Raw genomic sequence first — 17,533 nt, forward strand, 5'->3', positions numbered from 1 at the left:
TCCACGGAAGGCACGCCCATGACCAGCACACCACCCGCCGCCGAGGTCTGGTTCCTCACCGGCAGCCAGGGCCTGTACGGCGACGAGACCCTGCGCCAGGTGGCGGAGCAGTCCCGGCGGATCGCCGCGCTGCTCGACGCCGACCCCGCCATCCCCGCCCGGGTGGTCTGGAAGCCGGTGCTCACCTCCCGCACGGAGATCCTGGCCGTCTGCCGCGACGCCGCCGTGCAGGGGGCGGTCGGGGTGATCGCCTGGATGCACACCTTCTCGCCCGCCAAGATGTGGATCTCCGGGCTGGACGCGCTGCGCACCCCGCTGCTGCACCTGCACACCCAGGCCAACGTCGAGCTGCCCTGGTCCGAGATCGACATGGACTTCATGAACCTCAACCAGGCCGCCCACGGCGACCGCGAGTTCGGGTACGTGCAGACCCGGCTGGGGGTGGCCCGCAAGACGGTCGCCGGGCACGTCAGCAACCCGCAGGTCACCGCCCGTATCGCGGCGTGGACCCGGGCCGCCGTCGGGCACGCCGAGCTGCGGTCGCTGCGGCTGGCCCGCTTCGGCGACAACATGCGCGACGTGGCGGTGACCGAGGGCGACAAGGTCGAGGCGGAGCTGCGCTTCGGCGTCTCCGTCAATACGTACGGGGTCAACGACCTGGTCACCGCCGTCGACGCGGTGCCGGACAGTCGGGTCGACGAGCTGGTCAAGGAGTACGACGACGCCTACCGGCTCGTCGCCGAGCTGCGCCCCGGCGGGCCGCGGCGCGACTGCCTGCGCTACGCCGCCCGGATCGAGGCGGGGCTGCGCGACTTCCTCGACGCCGGTGGCTTCCGCGCCTTCACCACCAACTTCGAGGACCTCGGCGGGCTGCGCCAGCTGCCCGGGATCGCGGTGCAGCGGCTGATGGCCGACGGGTACGGCTTCGGCGGCGAGGGGGACTGGAAGACCTCCGTGCTGGTCCGCACGCTCAAGGCGATGTCGGTCGGCGCCACCGGCGGGACGTCGTTCATGGAGGACTACACCTACGACCTCACCCCCGGCCGGGAACTGGTCCTCGGCGCGCACATGCTGGAGGTGTGCCCGAGCATCGCCGCCGCGACGCCGAGCGTGGAGATCCACCCGTTGGGCATCGGCGGCCGCGAGGACCCGGTGCGGCTGGTGTTCGACGCCCGGCCCGGCCCGGCCGTGGTGCTCGGGCTGGCCGACATGGGGGAGCGGTTCCGCCTGGTCGCCAACGAGATCGACGTGGTCGCCCCGCCGCAGCCGTTGCCGAAGCTGCCGGTGGCCCGCGCGGTGTGGCGGCCCCGCCCGGACCTGCCCCGCTCGGCGGAGGCGTGGCTCACCGCGGGCGCCCCGCACCACACCGTCCTGTCCCAGGCCGTCGGCGTCGAGGAGCTGCACGACCTGGCCGACATGGTGGCCACCGAGCTGGTCGTCATCGACGCGCAGACGACCACCCGCCGGCTCACCGACGAGCTGCGGTGGAACCAGGCCTACTACCGGCTGGCGCGCGGCTTCTGACCGGATGCGGGCGAGCACCGTCCGGCGCGTTCCCACGGTGCCGGGGACGCGCCGGCCCGGCGTGACACGCAGGGTCACGATGAGCACGAGGGGGACGGCATGGGCCGGCAGCCGGCCGTGCGGGCCGCGGTGATGAGCGACGTCGCGCGGCTCGCCGGTGTCTCGCACCAGACCGTGTCCCGGGTGCTCAACAACCATCCGAGCGTCCGGGAGGAGACCCGGCAACGGGTGCTGCGCGCCGTGCGCCAGCTCAACTACCGTCCCAACGCGCTGGCCCGGGGGCTGGCCGGGCGGCGCTCCCGGGTCATCGGCGTGGTCAGCTTCGACACCATCCTCTACGGCCCGGCGGCCACCCTGCTGGGGGTCGAGCGGGCCGCCCGGGCGGCCGGCTACGGCATCAACATCGTCGCGCTGGAGCGACTCGACCGGGCCGGCATGACCTCGGCCATCGACGCGCTCACCGAGCAGTCGGTGGCCGGGGTCGTCCTCATCGCGCCGATGACGACGGCGGCGGTCGCCGTGCACGGGCTGCCCACCGGGGTGCCGGCGGTGGTGGTCGAGTCCGGCGGGGGAGCGGGCGTGCTGCCCAGCATCTCCGTCGACCAGGTCACCGGGGCCCGGATGGCCGTGGAGCACCTGCTGCGCCTCGGGCACGAGACGGTGTGGCACGTCGCCGGCCCCCGGGACTGGCTGGAGGCCCGCGACCGCGTCGACGGGTGGCGACAGGCCCTGGAGGCGGCCGGTCGGCCCGGGCCGCCGGTCCTCGTCGGCGACTGGAGCCCCCGCGCCGGCTACGAGATCGGGCTGACCCTGACGGACCGGTCCGACGTCACCGCCGTCTTCTGCGCCAACGACCACCAGGCGCTCGGGCTGATGAGCGCGCTGCACCAGCGCGGCAGGCGGGTGCCCGACCATGTCAGCGTGGTCGGGTTCGACGACATCCCCGAGGCCGAGTACCTGTCACCGCCGTTGACCACCATCCGGCAGGACTTCGACGAGGTGGGCCGCCGGTGCGTGGCGACCCTGCTGGAGCTGCTCGACGCCGACGGGACGAGCCCGAGGGGCGCGCCGCCGCAGGTGCCGCCGACGCTGGTGGTCCGGGCGAGCAGCGCCGTACGCCAGAGCTGAGCCGCCCGTCCCCGCCGCCGCTCGCCGCAGCCGCCGTTCGCCGCCGCCGGGATGGGCGGCGTCCGGCCGGGACGTGGGCTCCCGTCCGGACGCCGCCCACCGCCGGCGACGGGTCAGCCGGTCAGCACCGGCGGATCGTGGAGTTGGTCAGCGTGATGTTGCTGATGGTCAGGTTGTCCGCGCAGGGGTTCTCCACGATCCGGTTGTTCACCAGGGTGAAGTTGCGCAGGACGATGTCGCGGTTGCCGGGGAACTCGGTGCGCTCGGCCAGGCGCACCTCGCCGCCACCGCTGATCGTGCCGCCGTTGGCGGCGATGTTCACGCCGTAGCAGTTCTCGATCAGGATCGCGTTGTTGCCGGTGTTGGCGATGTCGACCCGGTCGATGCTGGCGCCGCCGGACTCGGAGACGCAGAAGATCCCGCGACCGCCGCCGCGCGCCCGCACCGTGCCGATCCGGATGTTGGTCGGGTACGACGAGCCGATGCGGCCGTTGCGGTTGGCCATCCGGAACGCGGCGTAACCGGTGCCGGCGCCGGCGTTCTCGGCGTCCACCGTGCCGACCGTGGCGTTGACCGTCTGGTTGAGCAGCAGGCCGGACTCGCCGACGTTGCGGGCGGTGACCGTCCCGACGGTGAGGCCGTCGACGCCGTACGTCTCGACGGCGTGCGAGCGGGCGCCGGAGACGTACACGGAGTCGATGCGTACGTTGCGGGTCCACTGGCTGGTGTCGCCCCGGTTGTCGATCCGGACCCCCAGCCCGCCGGAGAGGCGCATGTCGATCTGGCCGAGGACGACGTTGGTGACGTTGCGCAGGAAGATGCCGTACAGCGGGGCGCCGGTGACCGAGAGGTGCCCGACCTCCACCTGGGTGGTGCCCCGGGAGTAGATCGGGGCCTGGTCCCCGGAGCCCGTGCCGGTCACGGTGATCGTGCCGCACACGTCGATGGCGGTGTAGCTGGGCAGCGAGATGCGCGAGCCGGCGCTGATGGACCCGGAGCCGCGGACCACGACGCGTTGCTTGCTGGTGCGGCCGCTGGTGAGGCTGTTCACCGCGGCCTGGACGGCGGCGCGCATGTCGCCGCCGGTGTAGACGGTCCGGGTCCCGTTGCGGGCGGTCCAGGTGCTCCCGTTGAGCGTGGCCTCGGCCTGGTAGGTGTTGCTGCCGCAGGCGGCGGCCGTGCGCACCGGCCCGGACGCGGTGGCCGCGACGGACGCGGCGGCGGCGCCGATCGCGGTGCCGGTGGACGCCGCTGACGCGCCGGCCGGCACGCCGATCGCCGCCTCGGTGGCGAGCATGGCCAGTGTCGCGGTGGCAGCCAGGCGCAGGCGTCGGCGGCGGGATCGCGGGTTCGTCGTCGAGAACCTCATCGCGGAACTCCTCGGGATGGGGGTGGCGGTGGCGGCGCAGGCGGCTGAGGACGGGTGGGCAAGCGCTTTCCGGCATCCCGAATGTAGTGACATGCATCGATCGAAGTCAAATGGTGCGGGCCCGGCCGTCCCCGGTCAGGTCGAGCGTGTCCGCCCGGCCGTCGGCGGTCAGGTCGAGGGTTCCCGTCCGGCCGTCGCCGGCCAGGTCGAGCATGAGGTGGTACGCCCCGGTGTGCCGGAGCAGTCGGGTGAGGCACCGGGGTGGCCGGTGCAGCGTCAACCCGCCACCGGCCCGCCCGAGCAGGCGGTCGATCTCCACCAGGGCGCGTACCCCGTGCAGGTCGACGAAGCGGACCCCGGTGAGGTCCAGCACGACCCGCGGAGTCTCCTCGCGGCCCAGGCCCACCACGAGGTCGGCCAGGTGGTGGGCGTTGCTCATGTCGATCTCACCGCACACCCGCACCAGCGTGGAGGCTGCCTCGTGTGCCCAGCTGAGCGACATGACGGGCGGGGGTGCGTCGCCGCGGCCCTGACGGTACGACGGGTTGCTGGACATCGCGCCTCCGGATCGCCGGACCTGGTGCACCGTCCCCGGCGCCGGTCTGGGCGCGTGTCTCGACCCGCGGCCGACGTTACCCCCATCCGGCCCTTGTCACACATTCGTGCAGTTCAGGCCCGGTCCCGTCGCCCGGTTCGGCCCACCGGAGCGATCCGCCGCCCGGCCGAGGGGTAGGGTTCGGGGTGCCGCGCCGCCTCGGTGAGAGGCCGCGCGGGAGCCGGTGTCCGACCTGCCAGGACGGCCGCCGCCGCTGGGCCGCCGACGGCTCGGCGTGCCCGACGCCCGCCGCGTGTCCCTCCGCCCGCCCCGCAGGGACGCCCCGTCGTGAGGGGGCCGATCCATGGCGCAGTCACCGATCAACCCGCAGGAAGCCCTCGCCGAACTCGGCCGGATCCGGCTCGACCAGGTCGACGTCGAGGACGTGCTGCGCTCCGTCGCCGACCTGGCCCGCCGCAGCGTCCCCGGCGCGGCCGAAGTGTCCGTCACCCTCCTGCGGGGCGACACCCCGCACAGCGCGGCCTACACCGGCGAACTCGCCCACTCCCTCGACGAGTGGCAGTACGCGCAGGGCTGGGGACCCTGCCTGGACGCCTCGGTCAGCGGCGACGCGCTCCGCGTGCCGGACACCGCGACCGAGGACCGCTGGCCGACCTGGGCGCTCCGGGCCCGTCAGCTCGGCGTGGGCAGTTCGCTCTCGATCGGCCTGCCCATCCAGGAGGCGGTGGTGGGCACCCTCAACGTCTACGGCAGCGCCCCGCACGCCTTCGACCCGGACGCGGTGGAGCTGGCGAAGACCTTCGCCGCGTACGCGGCCGTGGCCGTCGCCAACGCCCACTCCTACGAGAGCGCGACCACTCTCGCCGAGCAGATGCGCGGCGCGATGCAGAGCCGCGCGGTCATCGAGCAGGCCAAGGGCATCGTCATGGGCGACCGGCGCTGCACCGCCGAGGAGGCGTTCGGCGTCCTGGTCAAGCTCTCCCAGGACACCAACCGCAAGCTGCGCGACGTCGCCGAGCTGCTCGTCGCGCGGGCCTCCGGCGAGGCGCGCTGACCCCCGGCGTCAGCTGTCGCGTCGCGCCCCCTGGCGCGGCGCCACCGCGGCCGTGGTGACCTGACGCACCAGCGCCTCCGCGACGTCGCGGACCTTGCGGTTGGACTTCTGCGAGACCGTGGCCAGGATCCGGAACGCCTCGTCGGCCGTGCACCGGCGCTGGCCCATGATGATCCCCTTGGCCTGCTCGATGACCGCGCGGCTGTGCATCGCCGCCTGCATCTGCTCGGCCAGGGTCGCGGCGTTCTCGTACAGGTGGGCGTTGGCCAGCGCCACGGCGGCGTGGTCGGCGAAGGTCTGCGCGGCCTCGGTCACCTCGTCGAACGTGCCCGGCTGTGCGCCGTAGACGTTCAGCGCGCCGACCACCGCCTCCTGGATGGGCAGCCCGATGGACATCGAGCTGCCCGCGCCGGCCGCGTGCGCCAGCCGGGCCCACTCCGGCCAGCGACTCTCCGTCGCCATGTCCGTCACGACCAGCACGGTGCCGGTGGTCGCCGCGTCCAGGCAGGGACCACGTCCCCGCTCGTACTGCCACTGGTCCAACCGCAGGGCCAGCTCCCCGGTGTGGGCGGCGGTGTTGGCCGCGCTGCCGTGCACCAGGGTCACCGACACCTCGGTGGCGCCCGGGACGCTGGCCCGGGTGAGTGCGACGATCCGGTCGAGGACCGCGTCGAGGGGGGTCTCGTCGTGGCGGATGGTGCCCAGCTGGATGAACGCCTCGGTGAGATCCAGGGGTGACTGCGGCATGGCGTCTGACGTCCTTGCGAACCGGCGCAACGTTCCGGCGATGGTGCCGGGCAGCGCGTGACGGAATCGGCCCGCACCCGCCGGCCGCAATGGGCGGCCGGGAGGACGGACCGGGGACCAGCGCCGCTGCTTGACGCTCGCTCGCGACGCTCTGGGCGTCGGCTACAGCGTCTCACTCTAGCGTCCCGCCCGGTCCTGGTGACCGCCGCACCGCCCGTGCGCCGTACCGACGGTGGCGGCCTCGCGCCGCTGCGGCGATGATGATCGCTACGACGGCCGGAGGAGGCGACGGGGTGACGGTTCGGGTGCCGCGCGCAGGGCGCGTGCTCTTCATCGGTGACAGCATCACCGACGCCGGCCGGGACCGTGCCGACGACGCCGACCTCGGCCACGGGTACGCGATGATGGCCGCGGCCTGGTTCACCGCCCGGCACCCCGGGCACCGGGCCGCCTTCCGCAACCGGGGCGTCGGCGGCGACCGGGTGCGCGACCTGCGCTCCCGGTGGGCCGCCGACTGCCTCTCCCTCGCCCCGGACGTGGTGTCGGTGTTGATCGGCATCAACGACACCTGGCGGCGGTACGACCACGACGACCCGACCGGCGTCGAGGAGTTCGCCCGCGACTACCGCCACCTGCTGACCACGGCCCGCGAACGGCTCGACGCGGCGCTGGTGCTCGTCGAGCCGTTCGTCATCCCGCTGCACGACGGGCAGCGGGCCTGGCGCGAGGACCTCGACCCGAAGGTCGAGGTGGTACGCGGCCTCGCCGCCGAGTTCGACGCCGCCCTGGTGGCGGTGGACGCGGCCTTCGCCGCCGCCGACACCGACGACCGGGTCTGGACAACCGACGGAGTGCACCTGACCCCGTTCGGGCATGCGGTGCTCGCCCAGCACTGGCTGCGCGCGGTCGCGCCCGCGACCGACTGACCCCCGCTCCGGTCCGGCGACCCGGGCCCCCCGACCGGGTCGCCGGACCCGGTCACCGCGCGACCGGCCCGGTCAGCCGGTCGTTCCTCGCCCGCCGGACCGCTCGGGCGGACGACCAGTGCCCCGTCCCGGCGTTGCGTCGTCCGGGCGGAAACGGCGACAGCCGCCACGTCGGGTGCACCAGCAGTCCGTTGCCGAGCGGGAAGTCGCCCCGCGCCTGGTACCCGTGCCGCAGGTACAGGTCACGATGCGCGCCGGTCCAGGTCTCGGCGTACGTCGGCAGGCCCAGGGTGTCCATCCACCGCTGGCTGCCGGCGAGGACCGCCTCCGCCCGGTCGGCGCGGCGCGGGCCGGGCGGCACCGCCAGGAACGCCAGGTGGTTGTGCGGTTGGGCGGGGCGGTGCGTGGCGACGGCCCGGTCGAGCAGGAGGAACCGCTCGACCTGCCCCGCGCAGGCCTCGGTGAGGCGCTGCTCGTACCGGACCGGCGCCGGGATCGGCCGGTAGTGGTGGAACCAGACGGTGGCGGCGGTGCCGCCGGCGAGCAGGAACGCGTCGCCGAACAGCAGCGCGTGCTCCACCCAGAGGCGGGCCACGTCGCTCAGTACGTCGCGTCTGCGGCGCTCGTCGGGGACGAGCCAGGCGGCGACCACGGTGGGGGTGACGGTGGCGGTGACGAGTTCGACGATCAGGTCGACGTCGCGCCAGCGGGCGCGCACGACCGGTGGGGACGAAATCATGGGAAGCTCCCTGGTCAGCGGGATGTGCTCACGGTGGGTGGCCGGTACGCCGGGTGCGTCCACCGGCCGTCGGCGACAGGGACGACGGCGGGGCGGCGGGCGCGGCGAGGCCGGCGGGACGATGCGTGGTCAGGGTCGGCCGGGCGGTGTCGACGTGCCCGACCGGGCGACGCCGGTACGGCGGCCCTGTGGTCCGTGCCGGCGGGGCCGGCTCAGGCGGGTCTGCTGCCCGGACGCGGTGAGCGGGAGGGCAGGGCGTCCGGGCCGACCGGACGGCAGCGCAGGCCCCGCTGCGCGGGCGGCGCCCAGGCCGTCGCAGCGGTGTCGGCCGCGCTGAGCTGGAGACCACCGGACGTCCCGGCGTGGCTCGGCGCCCCGGCCGGGCCCGGGTGCGCCGGACGGAACAGGTCCGGGACCGGGGCGCGCAGGGCGGATCGGGCGGTGTGCGGGGACGGCATCGCCGCCGAGGGCCGGTGCGAGTGCGGGTGCCCGACGGCGTCGGCCTCGACCGTCGCCGCCGTCGCCGGCCCGCCGGTGACCGGCGGCGTCGGCCCGGCGACGGCGGCCGGCGCGGTGGGCGCGGGCCGGGCGACCACCGGTGGCTCCCGGTCGGTGGCAATGGCGCGTACCGGCGCCACCAGCCGCACCAGCGGGTCGACCGGTTCCAGCACGGGGCTCAGGACGTCACGCAGCGGCTTCGTCGCCCGGTGGACCGGGACGAGCACCGGTGCGAGCACCCCGGCGACCGGCGTGACCACCGGGCGCAGTCCTCCCGCCACCGGGCCGATCACCCGGTCGTGCAGCGGCCCGGTCACGGGGGTGAGCACTGCTGCCACGGGCGCGACCACCCGGTCGCGCAGTGGTTCGGTCACGGGGGTGAGGACTGCTGCCACCGGCCCGGCCACCCGGTCGGTCAGTGCTCCGGTGACGGGATCGAGGGCTCGGGCCGCCGGTGCGCTCGGCCGGTCGTGCCCTTCGCCGGTGCCGGCGGCGACAGGGCCGGTGGCGGGTGCGGTCGGCCGGTCCGATGATCGCGCGCCGGCCGGGGTGGACGCCCGCTGCGCCGGTACGGGCCGCGCCCCGGCGCCGGTGTCCGGGTGCGGCGCTCCGCCTCGCCGGCCCGGGGCGGCGGTCCCTCGCCGGTGCCCGGCGGCGTCGGAGGCCGCCTGCCGGCGGCCCGGTCCCGCGTCGGCCTGCTGCTTCGGCGCCGTGGCCCGTCGCCCGCCGTCACCGGATCGGGGCGGGGTCGGGTCGGCCGGTGACGTCGACGGGCCGGCGGGGTTCCGAGCCGGCGGTGGGTCGGCGACGACGGGGGAGAGGGTGGCCCGGAGCAGGCCGGTCACGCCCTCGACGGCGCCCTCCACGACGGTGGCCGGTGGGGAGTCGGCGGCGTACGCCGCGCCGGAGGTGGCCGTGTCGTAGCCGATCCAGGCGCCGGCGACCCCGCCGAGCAGGAGCCCGAGGCGTACCACGCCCCGCGCGAACCGCCCACCGCGTCGACCCATCGGTGCCGCCCCTCCCGACCTCGGTGCCCCCGAGGTGCGACAGGACGACTCTACCGAACGAGGCCGTCCGGTGACGTACCGCTCATGGGCGCGTCGCGAAGGGAGCGGACACGCCGCCGGGCCGCCGCTCCCGCACGGGCCTGGCCGGCTACGCCAGCCGGATGCTGTCGCCGTCGACGGTGACGCCCGCGGCGGGCAGCGGCTGCCGGGCCGGGCCACCCGTCACCGCGCCGTCGGCGATGTCGAAGGCGCTGTTGTGGCAGCGGCAGACGATGGCCCGCTCCCGGACCTCGCTGACCGTGCAGCCGGCGTGGGTGCACTTCGCGGAGAACGCCTTGATGGTGCCGGCCTCCGGCTGGGTCACCACCACGCCCTCGGCGGCGAAGACCTTGCCGCCGCCGACCGGGATGTCGGCGACCGTGGCCAGGGCGGCCGGCGCGCCGTCCGTGGGCGCCGCCGCCCCGCCGGAGGGCGCCGGTGGCGCGGCCGGGGCCGGCGCGGCCGCCTCGCCGTACGTCTGACAGCCGGTCAGCAGCGCACCCGCGCCCGCGGCGCCCGCACAGGCCAGCACCGTCCGCCGGGACGGGCGGTGCCGCTCGTCGACGTCGCTCATCGGCGTCCCTCTCCTCTCACGTGCCCACCCCGAAGGTGGTGAAGTACCACAGCGACGACGTCAGCCAGACGCCGATCAGGACGGTGAAGACCACGCCGCCGAGCACCGGCAGCACCCAGCCGGCCAGGCCCGGCCGGGGCAGGGCGAGCATCTTGGTGCTGAACGCGCCGAAGAAGAGGCAGCCGAGCAGCGAGTGGGTCAGCGTGCGCAGGTCGTGGTCGGCGAAGCCGAGCGCGTACAGGCAGTGCACCGCCACCGGCACGGCCAGCAGGAAGGCGATCCGGCCGGACCAGCGGTGCGCGGTCCCCGCCCAGGACGGCGAGAACCCGCCGAGGCGGCCCCACATGGCCAGCGCGGAGAGCAACTGGACGACGGCGAAGGCGGCGGCGCCGCTGCCCAGCCACACCTTCACCGCCTGCGCGCTGGAGAAGCCCGCCACGTTGACCGCGATCCCGGTCGGCTCGTGCAGTCGGCCGTAGACGCCCATGGCGACCGTGACGGCGGCGCCGACCAGCAGCGGCACGAGCAGCGACGCCCGTGGCGCGGCCATCGGCAGGGGCGGGGCCAGGACGGACGGCTCCGGGCGGGACGGCGGCTCGGGCAGCACCTGTACGGCCACCGTCTCCTCGCTGCGACGGGTGTTCTCGATGGTCCTGCGACGGCCGGCCATCACGCACCGGCGCCCGGATCCGTCGCCACCGGCTCGGCCCGGACGGTCACGCCGTCGACGATGGTGGTGCCGAACGCGGGATCCAACGGCGGGGCCGACACGGGCTCGCCGTCGCGGGTGACCACGCCGATCTGGCTGCCGTCGGGCAGCAGGATCCAGCCGCCGTCGACGCCGTCGCGACGCTGCTGGGCGGTGGCCCGGTACAGCACCGGCGCCGGGGTGGCGCTCGCCTTGGCGGTGAACGCCCACCGCCTGCCGTCGGCGACCAGTTCGCCGGAGGCCCGGCCGTCGCCGAAGCTGCCGGTCAGCTTCGCGTCCTTCTTGCCGGTCAGCTCCAGCCGGCCGTCGGCCGCCGTGCCGCGCAGCCAGATCTCCAGCCGCCTGCCGTCGCAGACGTAGGCCACCGCCTGGCCGTCGCGGGCGGTGATGGCGATGGTGGCGCCGCCGTCGAGCCGGCCGGTCCAGTTGCCGGTGGCCTTGCTCCGCTCGGCTCCCGCCGCCGGTGGCGCCGGTGGTGGGCTGGTCGGTGCCCCGGGGCGGCCCCGCTGTTCCGACGGCTGCGCGGGCGAGGGTTGCCCACCGGGCGGGGCCGGTGGCGCCGACGCGGCGGGGGCCTGCGGCGACGCCTCGCCCGAGGCCCCGGGCGCGGCGACGGGCCTCGGATCGGCCCCACGCGGCGCCGCCTGGGCGCTCATCGCGAACAGGACGGCGGCCATCCCGGCCCCGGTCAACAGGGTCAGCAACGGCGTGATGCGCTTCATCAGCAGCTCCCTTCACCCGGTCGTACGGTGACGGAGCCCCAGTCGTTCAATTGTTCGCCACATCCGTCGACCGCGGACCGGCCGGCGTCACCCCACCGCGCGGGTGCTGTGCCGGACGACCAGCGGGGTGGCCAGCTCGATCCGGCGGCTGTCGAGCTCCTCGCCGTTGATCGACGTGAGCAGCATCCGGGTGGCCATGGCGGCCATCTCGGTCAGCGGCTGCCGCACGGTGGTCAGCGGCGGGATGGCCCACCGGGCGCCGTCGACGTCGTCGAAGCCGACCACGCTCATGTCGTCCGGCACCCGGGCGCCGCGCTCGTAGAGGGCCTCGTACGCCCCCCAGGCGGTCTCGTCGGAGCAGGCGAAGATCGCGGTGGGCGGCCGGGACAGGTCGAGCAGGGCGTTGGTCTCCCGGTAGCCGGAGGGCGCGGTGAAGTCCCCGGCGCGGACGTACCCGGCGGGGATGCGCTGCCCGGCGGCGTTCATCGCGGCCCGGTAGCCGTCCACCCGGGCCCGGCTGCACGGCACGTCGGGCGGGCCGCCGATGACCGCGATGCGGCGGTGCCCGAGCCCGAGCAGGTGCTCGGTGGCGGCCAACCCACCGGACCAGTTGGTGGCGCCGACGGACGGGATGTCGGGGGTCGGCTGCCCGGCCGGGTCGATGACGACCACCGGTATGCCGAGTTCGGTGAGCTGGTCGTGCTGGCTGGGCGACAGGTCCGACAGGACCAGCAGGACCCCGTCGCAGCGGCGGGCGGAGAGCTGCTCGATCCAGCGTCGGTCGGGGCGGCTGCGGTGCCGGCCGTGGGCGGCCGAGACGACCACGCCGAAGCCGGCGCGGTGGGCGTGCTCCTCGACGCCGTCGATGATCTGCATGGCCCACGGGCTGCCCAGGTCGCGCAGCACCAGGTCGATGAGGCCGGCGCCGCCGACCGGGCGTCCGGCGCCACGGCCGGTGTAGCCGCGCTCGTCGAGCAGCGCCTGCACCCGTTGCCGGGTGGTGGCCGCCACGTCGGGCCGGCCGTTGAGGACCTTGGAGACGGTGGGCACCGACACGCCGGCGTCGCGGGCGATCTGCGCCAGGGTCGCGCGTGGGTTGTCCATGAACTCACTCCCGATGGATCGCCCGGTCAGGCCGGCAGCATACCCCGAAAGTTTCGACACTCGCGGACGGCCGCGTCGTCGGCCCGCCCCACCGCGCACACGCGCCTTCCCGCCCTGCTCAGCACCGCGTGGCCGGGACCCGCCGAGGCCGACAGAAACTTTCGACCGCCGGCGTTGACGCGGGGGTGCCGGTCACCGCTCAGCCCACCGGCACCGTGGCGGTGACGGTGGCCTGGTCGAGTTCGCCGACCCGGACGGTGAACCGGATCCGCCACCGACCGGCCACCGGGAACCGGACCTCCGCGCTGCCGTGGTTCGGCTCCGGTGTCGCGACCGGCACGGTCACCGGCTCCACGCCGGCCTCCGGCAGGGCCAGGCTGACCGTCCACTCGGCGACCGGCAGCGCCTCGCCCCCGGGCGTGTAGACGTAGGCGTGCAGCGAGTTGGGCGCGCCGAGCGTCACCGGATAGACGTCGAACTGGAGCGTGTAGAGGCTGGTGGTCAACGTCTGGGCGACGCCCTCGCGGGCCGCCCGGGCGGCCTCGGCGTCCGCGGTACGCCCTGGCGGGGTCTGCACGAGTACGGCGGTCAGCGCCAGCACCACGGCGGTGGCGACCAGCTCGACCCCGGCCGCCCGGGCGACCACCCGCGGCCGGGCCGCCGCCGTGCCCCGCCGGACCAGGCGGCGCTGCCCGGCGGCGACGGCGAGCACGACGGCGAGCAGTGCCGCCTTGCCGAGCAGCAGCCGCCCGTAGCCGGTGCCGAGCAGCGCGCCGGGCCGGCCCAGCTCCAGCGCCGCCTGCCCGACCCCGGTGGCGACGAGCCAACCGACCGCCAGCGTGGCCCAGCGGGACCAGGCCGGCAGGATCCGCGCCAGCACCCGCTCGTGGGTGCCGCGCAGCAGGAACGCCACCAGGGTGAGCAGGCCGCCCAGCCAGAGGCTCATCGCGGCGAGGTGGACGACGGCGGCGGCGACGCTCACCGGCGGCAGCGGCGAGGCGACCGGATGCCCGGCCAGCGGCCAGGTGGCCAGCCCGGCCACCCCGACCAGCGCCAACGTCACCCGCCGCCACCGCCCGGCCCGGCCCGCCACGACCGCCGGCAGCAGGGTGGCGGCGACGGCGGTGACCGCCAGCCGCACGGCCAGCACCACGCCGACGTCGCTGTCCCCGACGGCCGCCAGGTCCGCTCCGGTGAGGTCGCCGACCGGCGCCCCGACCGAGTCCGCCGCCTGCCCGACCCAGGTGGCGGCGGTCGCCGCGACCACCAGGGCGAGTCCGGCGTACGCCGTGCCGGCCACGCCCCGGCGGGAACGTCGGCGGGGCCACAGCGTGGCGGCGAGCAGGGTCGGGCCGACGACGAGCACCAGCCCCAGGTAGCCGGCGTACTTGGCGGCGGGCACCAGGGCGCCGGCCGGCTGCGGGTCGGCGTCGTCGACCGCCCGGGGCGGGCTGACCGAGGGCGCTCCGGCGGAGTAGGTGAAGCTGCCGGCCACCGGGTGGCTGTCGGCGGAGATCACCCGGTAGCTCACCAGGTACGTCCCGAGTGGCCGTTCCGGCACCCGCAGCGGGATCCGCATCGTCGTGCCGCGTACCGACGGTGCGCCGGTGTGCACCCGCCGGCCGTCCGGCCCGAGGACCTGCACCCGGCCCGGGACGGGGGAGACCGGCTCGCTGAAGGTGACCACCACCTCCGACGGCGGGGACCCGAGCACCGCGTCGCGCACCGGGGTGGTGGCGAGCAGCACGGCGTGGGCGGACGCCGGGGCCGCCGGGACCAGCGGAACGGCGAGCAGGGCGAGCAGCAGCCCCAGGACGGCCGATCGGGTACGCACGCACACTGGTTCGTACGTGACGGCCGGAAGGTTCAACGCGCGGGCGGATTGTCTCCGTCGGGCCGGCCCGTGGCGAGGTGGTGGCGCAGGGCGAGCTGGAGGGTGAGCCGGCTGTCGGGGTCGTCGAGGGCGGCGCCGAACGCGGTGCGCAGCTGGCGCATCCGGTAGCGGACGGTCTGCGGGTGGGTGTGCAGCTCCTCGGCCACGGCCACCACCTGCCCCTGCCGGCGCAGCCAGCTGTGCAGTGTCTCGGCCAGCGCCCGCCGGCCGGCCGGCCGCAGACCGGCCAGCGGGGCGAGCCAGGCGTCGGCGAGGTGGTCGGCGAGGCCCGGCTCCCATGCCAGGAGCAGGGTGAGCAGGTGCGCGTCGGCGGTGACGGGCGCGTCGACGGGGAGCCGGCCCGTCTGCCGCAGGGCCAGGGCCCGCCGCGAGATCCGGTACGACAGCCGGGCCCGGGCCAGCTCGACGGTGGGGCCGAGGGCCGCCCGCCGGCCGGCCAGCGCCTGCCGGGCCCGGTCGAGGCGTCCCGGGGCGCCCGGGTCGGGCAGCACCACGCGGACGGCGTCGTCGACGACCGTGGCGATCGCGCCCCCGCCGATGGTGCGGGCCAGGTGCTCGGCGTCGGCGCCGTCGACGCTGAGCACGGCCACGGTGCGGGGCAGCGCCCAGCGGGCCGCGTCGGCGGCGGCGTGCAGTGCGGCGTCGCCCGGTGGCTCCGGCTGGACGAGCAGGGTGATCAGGCGGCGTCGGGTGGTGGCCCAGTCCTGCGCGGCGTCGCGCTGCTCGTCGAGGAACCCCTCCGCCGCCGCGCCGGCCAGGGCGTCGGCGTAGCCGAACAGCGCCCCGGCGATGACGTACAGGTCGGGCGGGGCGGTGCCCGGGCTGTGCGCCACCAGGAAGGCCCAGATGTCGCGCGCGCCGAGGGTGAGCACCGTACGCAGGGCGTCGACCCGGTGGCCCTCCCGGTACTCGGTGCGCCCGAGCGCGTGGAAGACGGCGCGGGTCGCGGTCAGGTCCCGGCCGGGGTCGGCGAGCGCGTCGACGAAGGCGTCCACCGCGGTCTGCACGCCCAGGGTCAGGCCCTGACCCTGCCCGCCGGTGAGCGAGCGGCCCTGGGCCCGCATCGCGGTCCGGACGGTGCCGAGGATCCGCTCGTGCAACGCCTCGCGCAGGCCGCGTACCTGCTCCCCGACGGCCGGCGCCAGGCCGGCCAGCCCCGGCTCGATGTCGATGAGCGCGTCGGACACCGGCACTCCTTGTCATCGGCGTGACAAAACAGGGCGGGCATCTTGCGCGCCGGTGGCGATCATATTGGCAGCGCCGTACGTACCGTCGGGGTGTGGATACCGATGTCATCGTGATCGGCGCGGGCCTGGCGGGCCTGGTCGCCGCCGCCGAGGCCGCCGACGCCGGCCGCCGGGTGCTGCTGCTGGACCAGGAGCCGGAGCAGAACCTCGGCGGGCAGGCGCACTGGTCGTTCGGCGGGCTCTTCCTGGTCGACTCACCCGAGCAGCGGCGGATGGGCATCCGCGACTCGGTCGAGCTGGCCTGGCAGGACTGGACCGGCAGCGCCGCCTTCGACCGGCCCGAGGACCACTGGCCGCGCCGGTGGGCCGAGGCGTACGTGCACTTCGCGGCGGGGGAGAAGCGGGCCTGGCTGCGGGCGATGGGTCACCGGCTGTTCCCGGTGGTCGGCTGGGCCGAGCGGGGCGGGGGAGCCGCGCACGGGCACGGCAACACCGTGCCCCGCTTCCACATCACCTGGGGCACCGGCCCCGGCGTGGTGGAGCCGTTCCTGCGGCGGGTCCGGCGGGCCGAGGCCGAGGGGCGGGTGCGGCTGCTGTTCCGGCACCGGGTGGACGAGCTGGTCACCACCGGCGGCGTGGTCACCGGTGTGCGCGGCGCGGTGCTGGAGCCCGACGACGCCCCGCGTGGGCGGCGCACCTCCCGGACCGTGGTGGGCGACTTCGCGTACGCGGCGCAGGCCGTGATCGTCACCTCGGGCGGCATCGGCGGCGACCACGACCTCGTCCGGCGGGCCTGGCCGCAGCGGCTGGGCACCCCGCCGGCCCGGATGGTCGCCGGGGTCCCGGCGTACGTCGACGGGCGGATGCTGGCCATCACCGAGGCGGCCGGCGGGCGGGTGGTCAACCCGGACCGGATGTGGCACTACACCGAGGGGCTGCGCAACTGGGACCCGGTCTGGCCGCAGCACGGCATCCGGATCCTGCCCGGCCCCTCGTCGCTCTGGCTCGACGCCACCGGCGAGCGGCTGCCGGCGCCACTCTTCCCCGGCTTCGACACCCTGACCACCCTGCGGCACCTGCGCGCCACCGGGTACGACTACAGCTGGTTCCTGCTCACCCAGAAGATCATCGAGAAGGAGTTCGCGCTGTCGGGCTCCGAGCAGAACCCGGACCTGACCGGCCGCAGCGTCCGCCAGGTCCTGGGCCGGGTCCGTCCCGGCGCGCCCGCGCCGGTGGAGGCGTTCAAGCGCCACGGCGCCGACTTCGTCGTCGCCGACGGCCTGCCGGAGCTGGTCGACGGGATGAACGCGCTGGCCGCCGAGACCGACGGGCCGCGCCTCGACGCCGCCGAGGTGCGCCGCGTCGTCGAGGCGCGCGACCGGGAGCTGGCCAACCCGTTCGGCAAGGACGCCCAGCTGCACGCCATCCGGGGCGCCCGCCGCTACCGGGGCGACAAGCTCGTCCGGGTCGCCACCCCGCACCGGCTGCTCGACCCGGCGGCCGGCCCGCTGATCGCGGTGCAACTGCACGTGCTCACCCGCAAGACCCTCGGCGGGCTGCACACCGACCTGGCCGGCCGGGTGCTGCGGGCCGACGGCGAGCCGCTGGGCGGGGTGTACGCCGCCGGCGAGGTGGCCGGGTTCGGTGGCGGCGGGATGCACGGGTACAACGCCCTGGAGGGCACCTTCCTCGGCGGCTGCCTCTTCTCCGGTCGTACCGCCGGCCGGGCCGCGGCCGCCGCCGTCGGCTGAGCGCC

16 protein-coding genes are annotated in these 17,533 nt (G+C 75.8%); 5 read left to right on the plus strand and 11 right to left on the minus strand.

All coding sequences use genetic code 11. From position 1 onward, the window contains the following. The first annotated feature begins 18 nt into the window (after positions 1-18). Together araA and GA0070614_RS00395 are read left to right on the plus strand one after the other, a co-directional pair. Positions 19-1,524 carry an L-arabinose isomerase gene (gene araA / locus GA0070614_RS00390; protein ID WP_088974107.1) on the plus strand — a complete coding sequence of 502 codons (1,506 nt, stop codon included), beginning with the start codon at positions 19-21 and terminating at the stop codon, positions 1,522-1,524. Positions 1,525-1,623: 99 nt separating this feature from the next. Continuing rightward, a complete protein-coding gene (locus GA0070614_RS00395; protein WP_088974108.1) occupies positions 1,624-2,652 on the plus strand; it encodes a LacI family DNA-binding transcriptional regulator in 1,029 nt (342 codons plus the stop codon). 121 nt (positions 2,653-2,773) lie between these two features. Here the strand turns inward: GA0070614_RS00395 and GA0070614_RS00400 are convergent, their stop codons facing one another. Continuing rightward, complete coding sequence (locus GA0070614_RS00400) at positions 2,774-4,021, minus strand: hypothetical protein (RefSeq protein ID WP_088974109.1); 1,248 nt, start codon at positions 4,019-4,021, stop codon at positions 2,774-2,776. 106 nt (positions 4,022-4,127) lie between these two features. Then, positions 4,128-4,577, minus strand: a complete 450-nt coding sequence (locus tag GA0070614_RS00405) for an STAS domain-containing protein (protein ID WP_088974110.1) — start codon at positions 4,575-4,577, stop codon at positions 4,128-4,130. A gap of 343 nt (positions 4,578-4,920) precedes the next feature. Here GA0070614_RS00405 and GA0070614_RS00410 point away from each other — a divergent pair, with 343 nt between their 5' ends. Continuing rightward, the gene (locus GA0070614_RS00410; RefSeq protein WP_088974111.1) at positions 4,921-5,631 is read left to right on the plus strand and encodes a GAF and ANTAR domain-containing protein; all 711 of its coding nucleotides are present in this window, start codon (positions 4,921-4,923) and stop codon (positions 5,629-5,631) included. A gap of 9 nt (positions 5,632-5,640) precedes the next feature. Here the strand turns inward: GA0070614_RS00410 and GA0070614_RS00415 are convergent, their stop codons facing one another. Beyond that, complete coding sequence (locus GA0070614_RS00415) at positions 5,641-6,378, minus strand: GAF and ANTAR domain-containing protein (protein ID WP_088974112.1); 738 nt, start codon at positions 6,376-6,378, stop codon at positions 5,641-5,643. A 323-nt stretch (positions 6,379-6,701) separates the two neighbouring features. On the opposite strand from GA0070614_RS00415, the gene GA0070614_RS00420 reads away from it, so the two are divergent. Continuing rightward, positions 6,702-7,304, plus strand: a complete 603-nt coding sequence (locus tag GA0070614_RS00420) for an SGNH/GDSL hydrolase family protein (protein ID WP_231933454.1) — start codon at positions 6,702-6,704, stop codon at positions 7,302-7,304. 52 nt (positions 7,305-7,356) lie between these two features. Here the strand turns inward: GA0070614_RS00420 and GA0070614_RS00425 are convergent, their stop codons facing one another. The 8 genes from GA0070614_RS00425 to GA0070614_RS00465 form a co-directional block, all read right to left on the minus strand. Further along, complete coding sequence (locus GA0070614_RS00425; RefSeq protein WP_088979105.1) at positions 7,357-8,043, minus strand: hypothetical protein; 687 nt, start codon at positions 8,041-8,043, stop codon at positions 7,357-7,359. A gap of 212 nt (positions 8,044-8,255) precedes the next feature. Then, entirely contained in the window at positions 8,256-9,548 is a 1,293-nt protein-coding gene (locus GA0070614_RS00430; RefSeq protein ID WP_157744846.1) for a hypothetical protein, read from the minus strand. 148 nt (positions 9,549-9,696) lie between these two features. Then, positions 9,697-10,161 (minus strand): Rieske (2Fe-2S) protein, encoded by a 465-nt coding sequence (locus GA0070614_RS00440; protein ID WP_088974115.1) that lies wholly within the window; start codon positions 10,159-10,161, stop codon positions 9,697-9,699. A gap of 16 nt (positions 10,162-10,177) precedes the next feature. Then, complete coding sequence (locus GA0070614_RS00445; RefSeq protein ID WP_088979106.1) at positions 10,178-10,711, minus strand: DUF6529 family protein; 534 nt, start codon at positions 10,709-10,711, stop codon at positions 10,178-10,180. 119 nt (positions 10,712-10,830) lie between these two features. Continuing rightward, positions 10,831-11,592 (minus strand): hypothetical protein, encoded by a 762-nt coding sequence (locus GA0070614_RS00450; RefSeq protein WP_088974116.1) that lies wholly within the window; start codon positions 11,590-11,592, stop codon positions 10,831-10,833. An 87-nt stretch (positions 11,593-11,679) separates the two neighbouring features. Continuing rightward, complete coding sequence (locus tag GA0070614_RS00455) at positions 11,680-12,696, minus strand: LacI family DNA-binding transcriptional regulator (RefSeq protein ID WP_088974117.1); 1,017 nt, start codon at positions 12,694-12,696, stop codon at positions 11,680-11,682. A 199-nt stretch (positions 12,697-12,895) separates the two neighbouring features. After that, the gene (locus GA0070614_RS00460) at positions 12,896-14,530 is read right to left on the minus strand and encodes a copper resistance CopC/CopD family protein (protein WP_231933455.1); all 1,635 of its coding nucleotides are present in this window, start codon (positions 14,528-14,530) and stop codon (positions 12,896-12,898) included. A 32-nt stretch (positions 14,531-14,562) separates the two neighbouring features. Next, complete coding sequence (locus GA0070614_RS00465; protein WP_157744847.1) at positions 14,563-15,777, minus strand: PucR family transcriptional regulator; 1,215 nt, start codon at positions 15,775-15,777, stop codon at positions 14,563-14,565. A gap of 92 nt (positions 15,778-15,869) precedes the next feature. Between GA0070614_RS00465 and GA0070614_RS00470 the strand changes: the two genes are divergently transcribed. Continuing rightward, positions 15,870-17,528, plus strand: coding sequence for an FAD-binding dehydrogenase (locus tag GA0070614_RS00470; protein WP_088974120.1), 1,659 nt, complete (start codon positions 15,870-15,872; stop codon positions 17,526-17,528). The last annotated feature ends 5 nt before the right edge of the window (positions 17,529-17,533 follow it).

Source organism: Micromonospora coxensis, assembly GCF_900090295.1.
Classification (GTDB): Bacteria; Actinomycetota; Actinomycetes; order Mycobacteriales; family Micromonosporaceae; genus Micromonospora; species Micromonospora coxensis.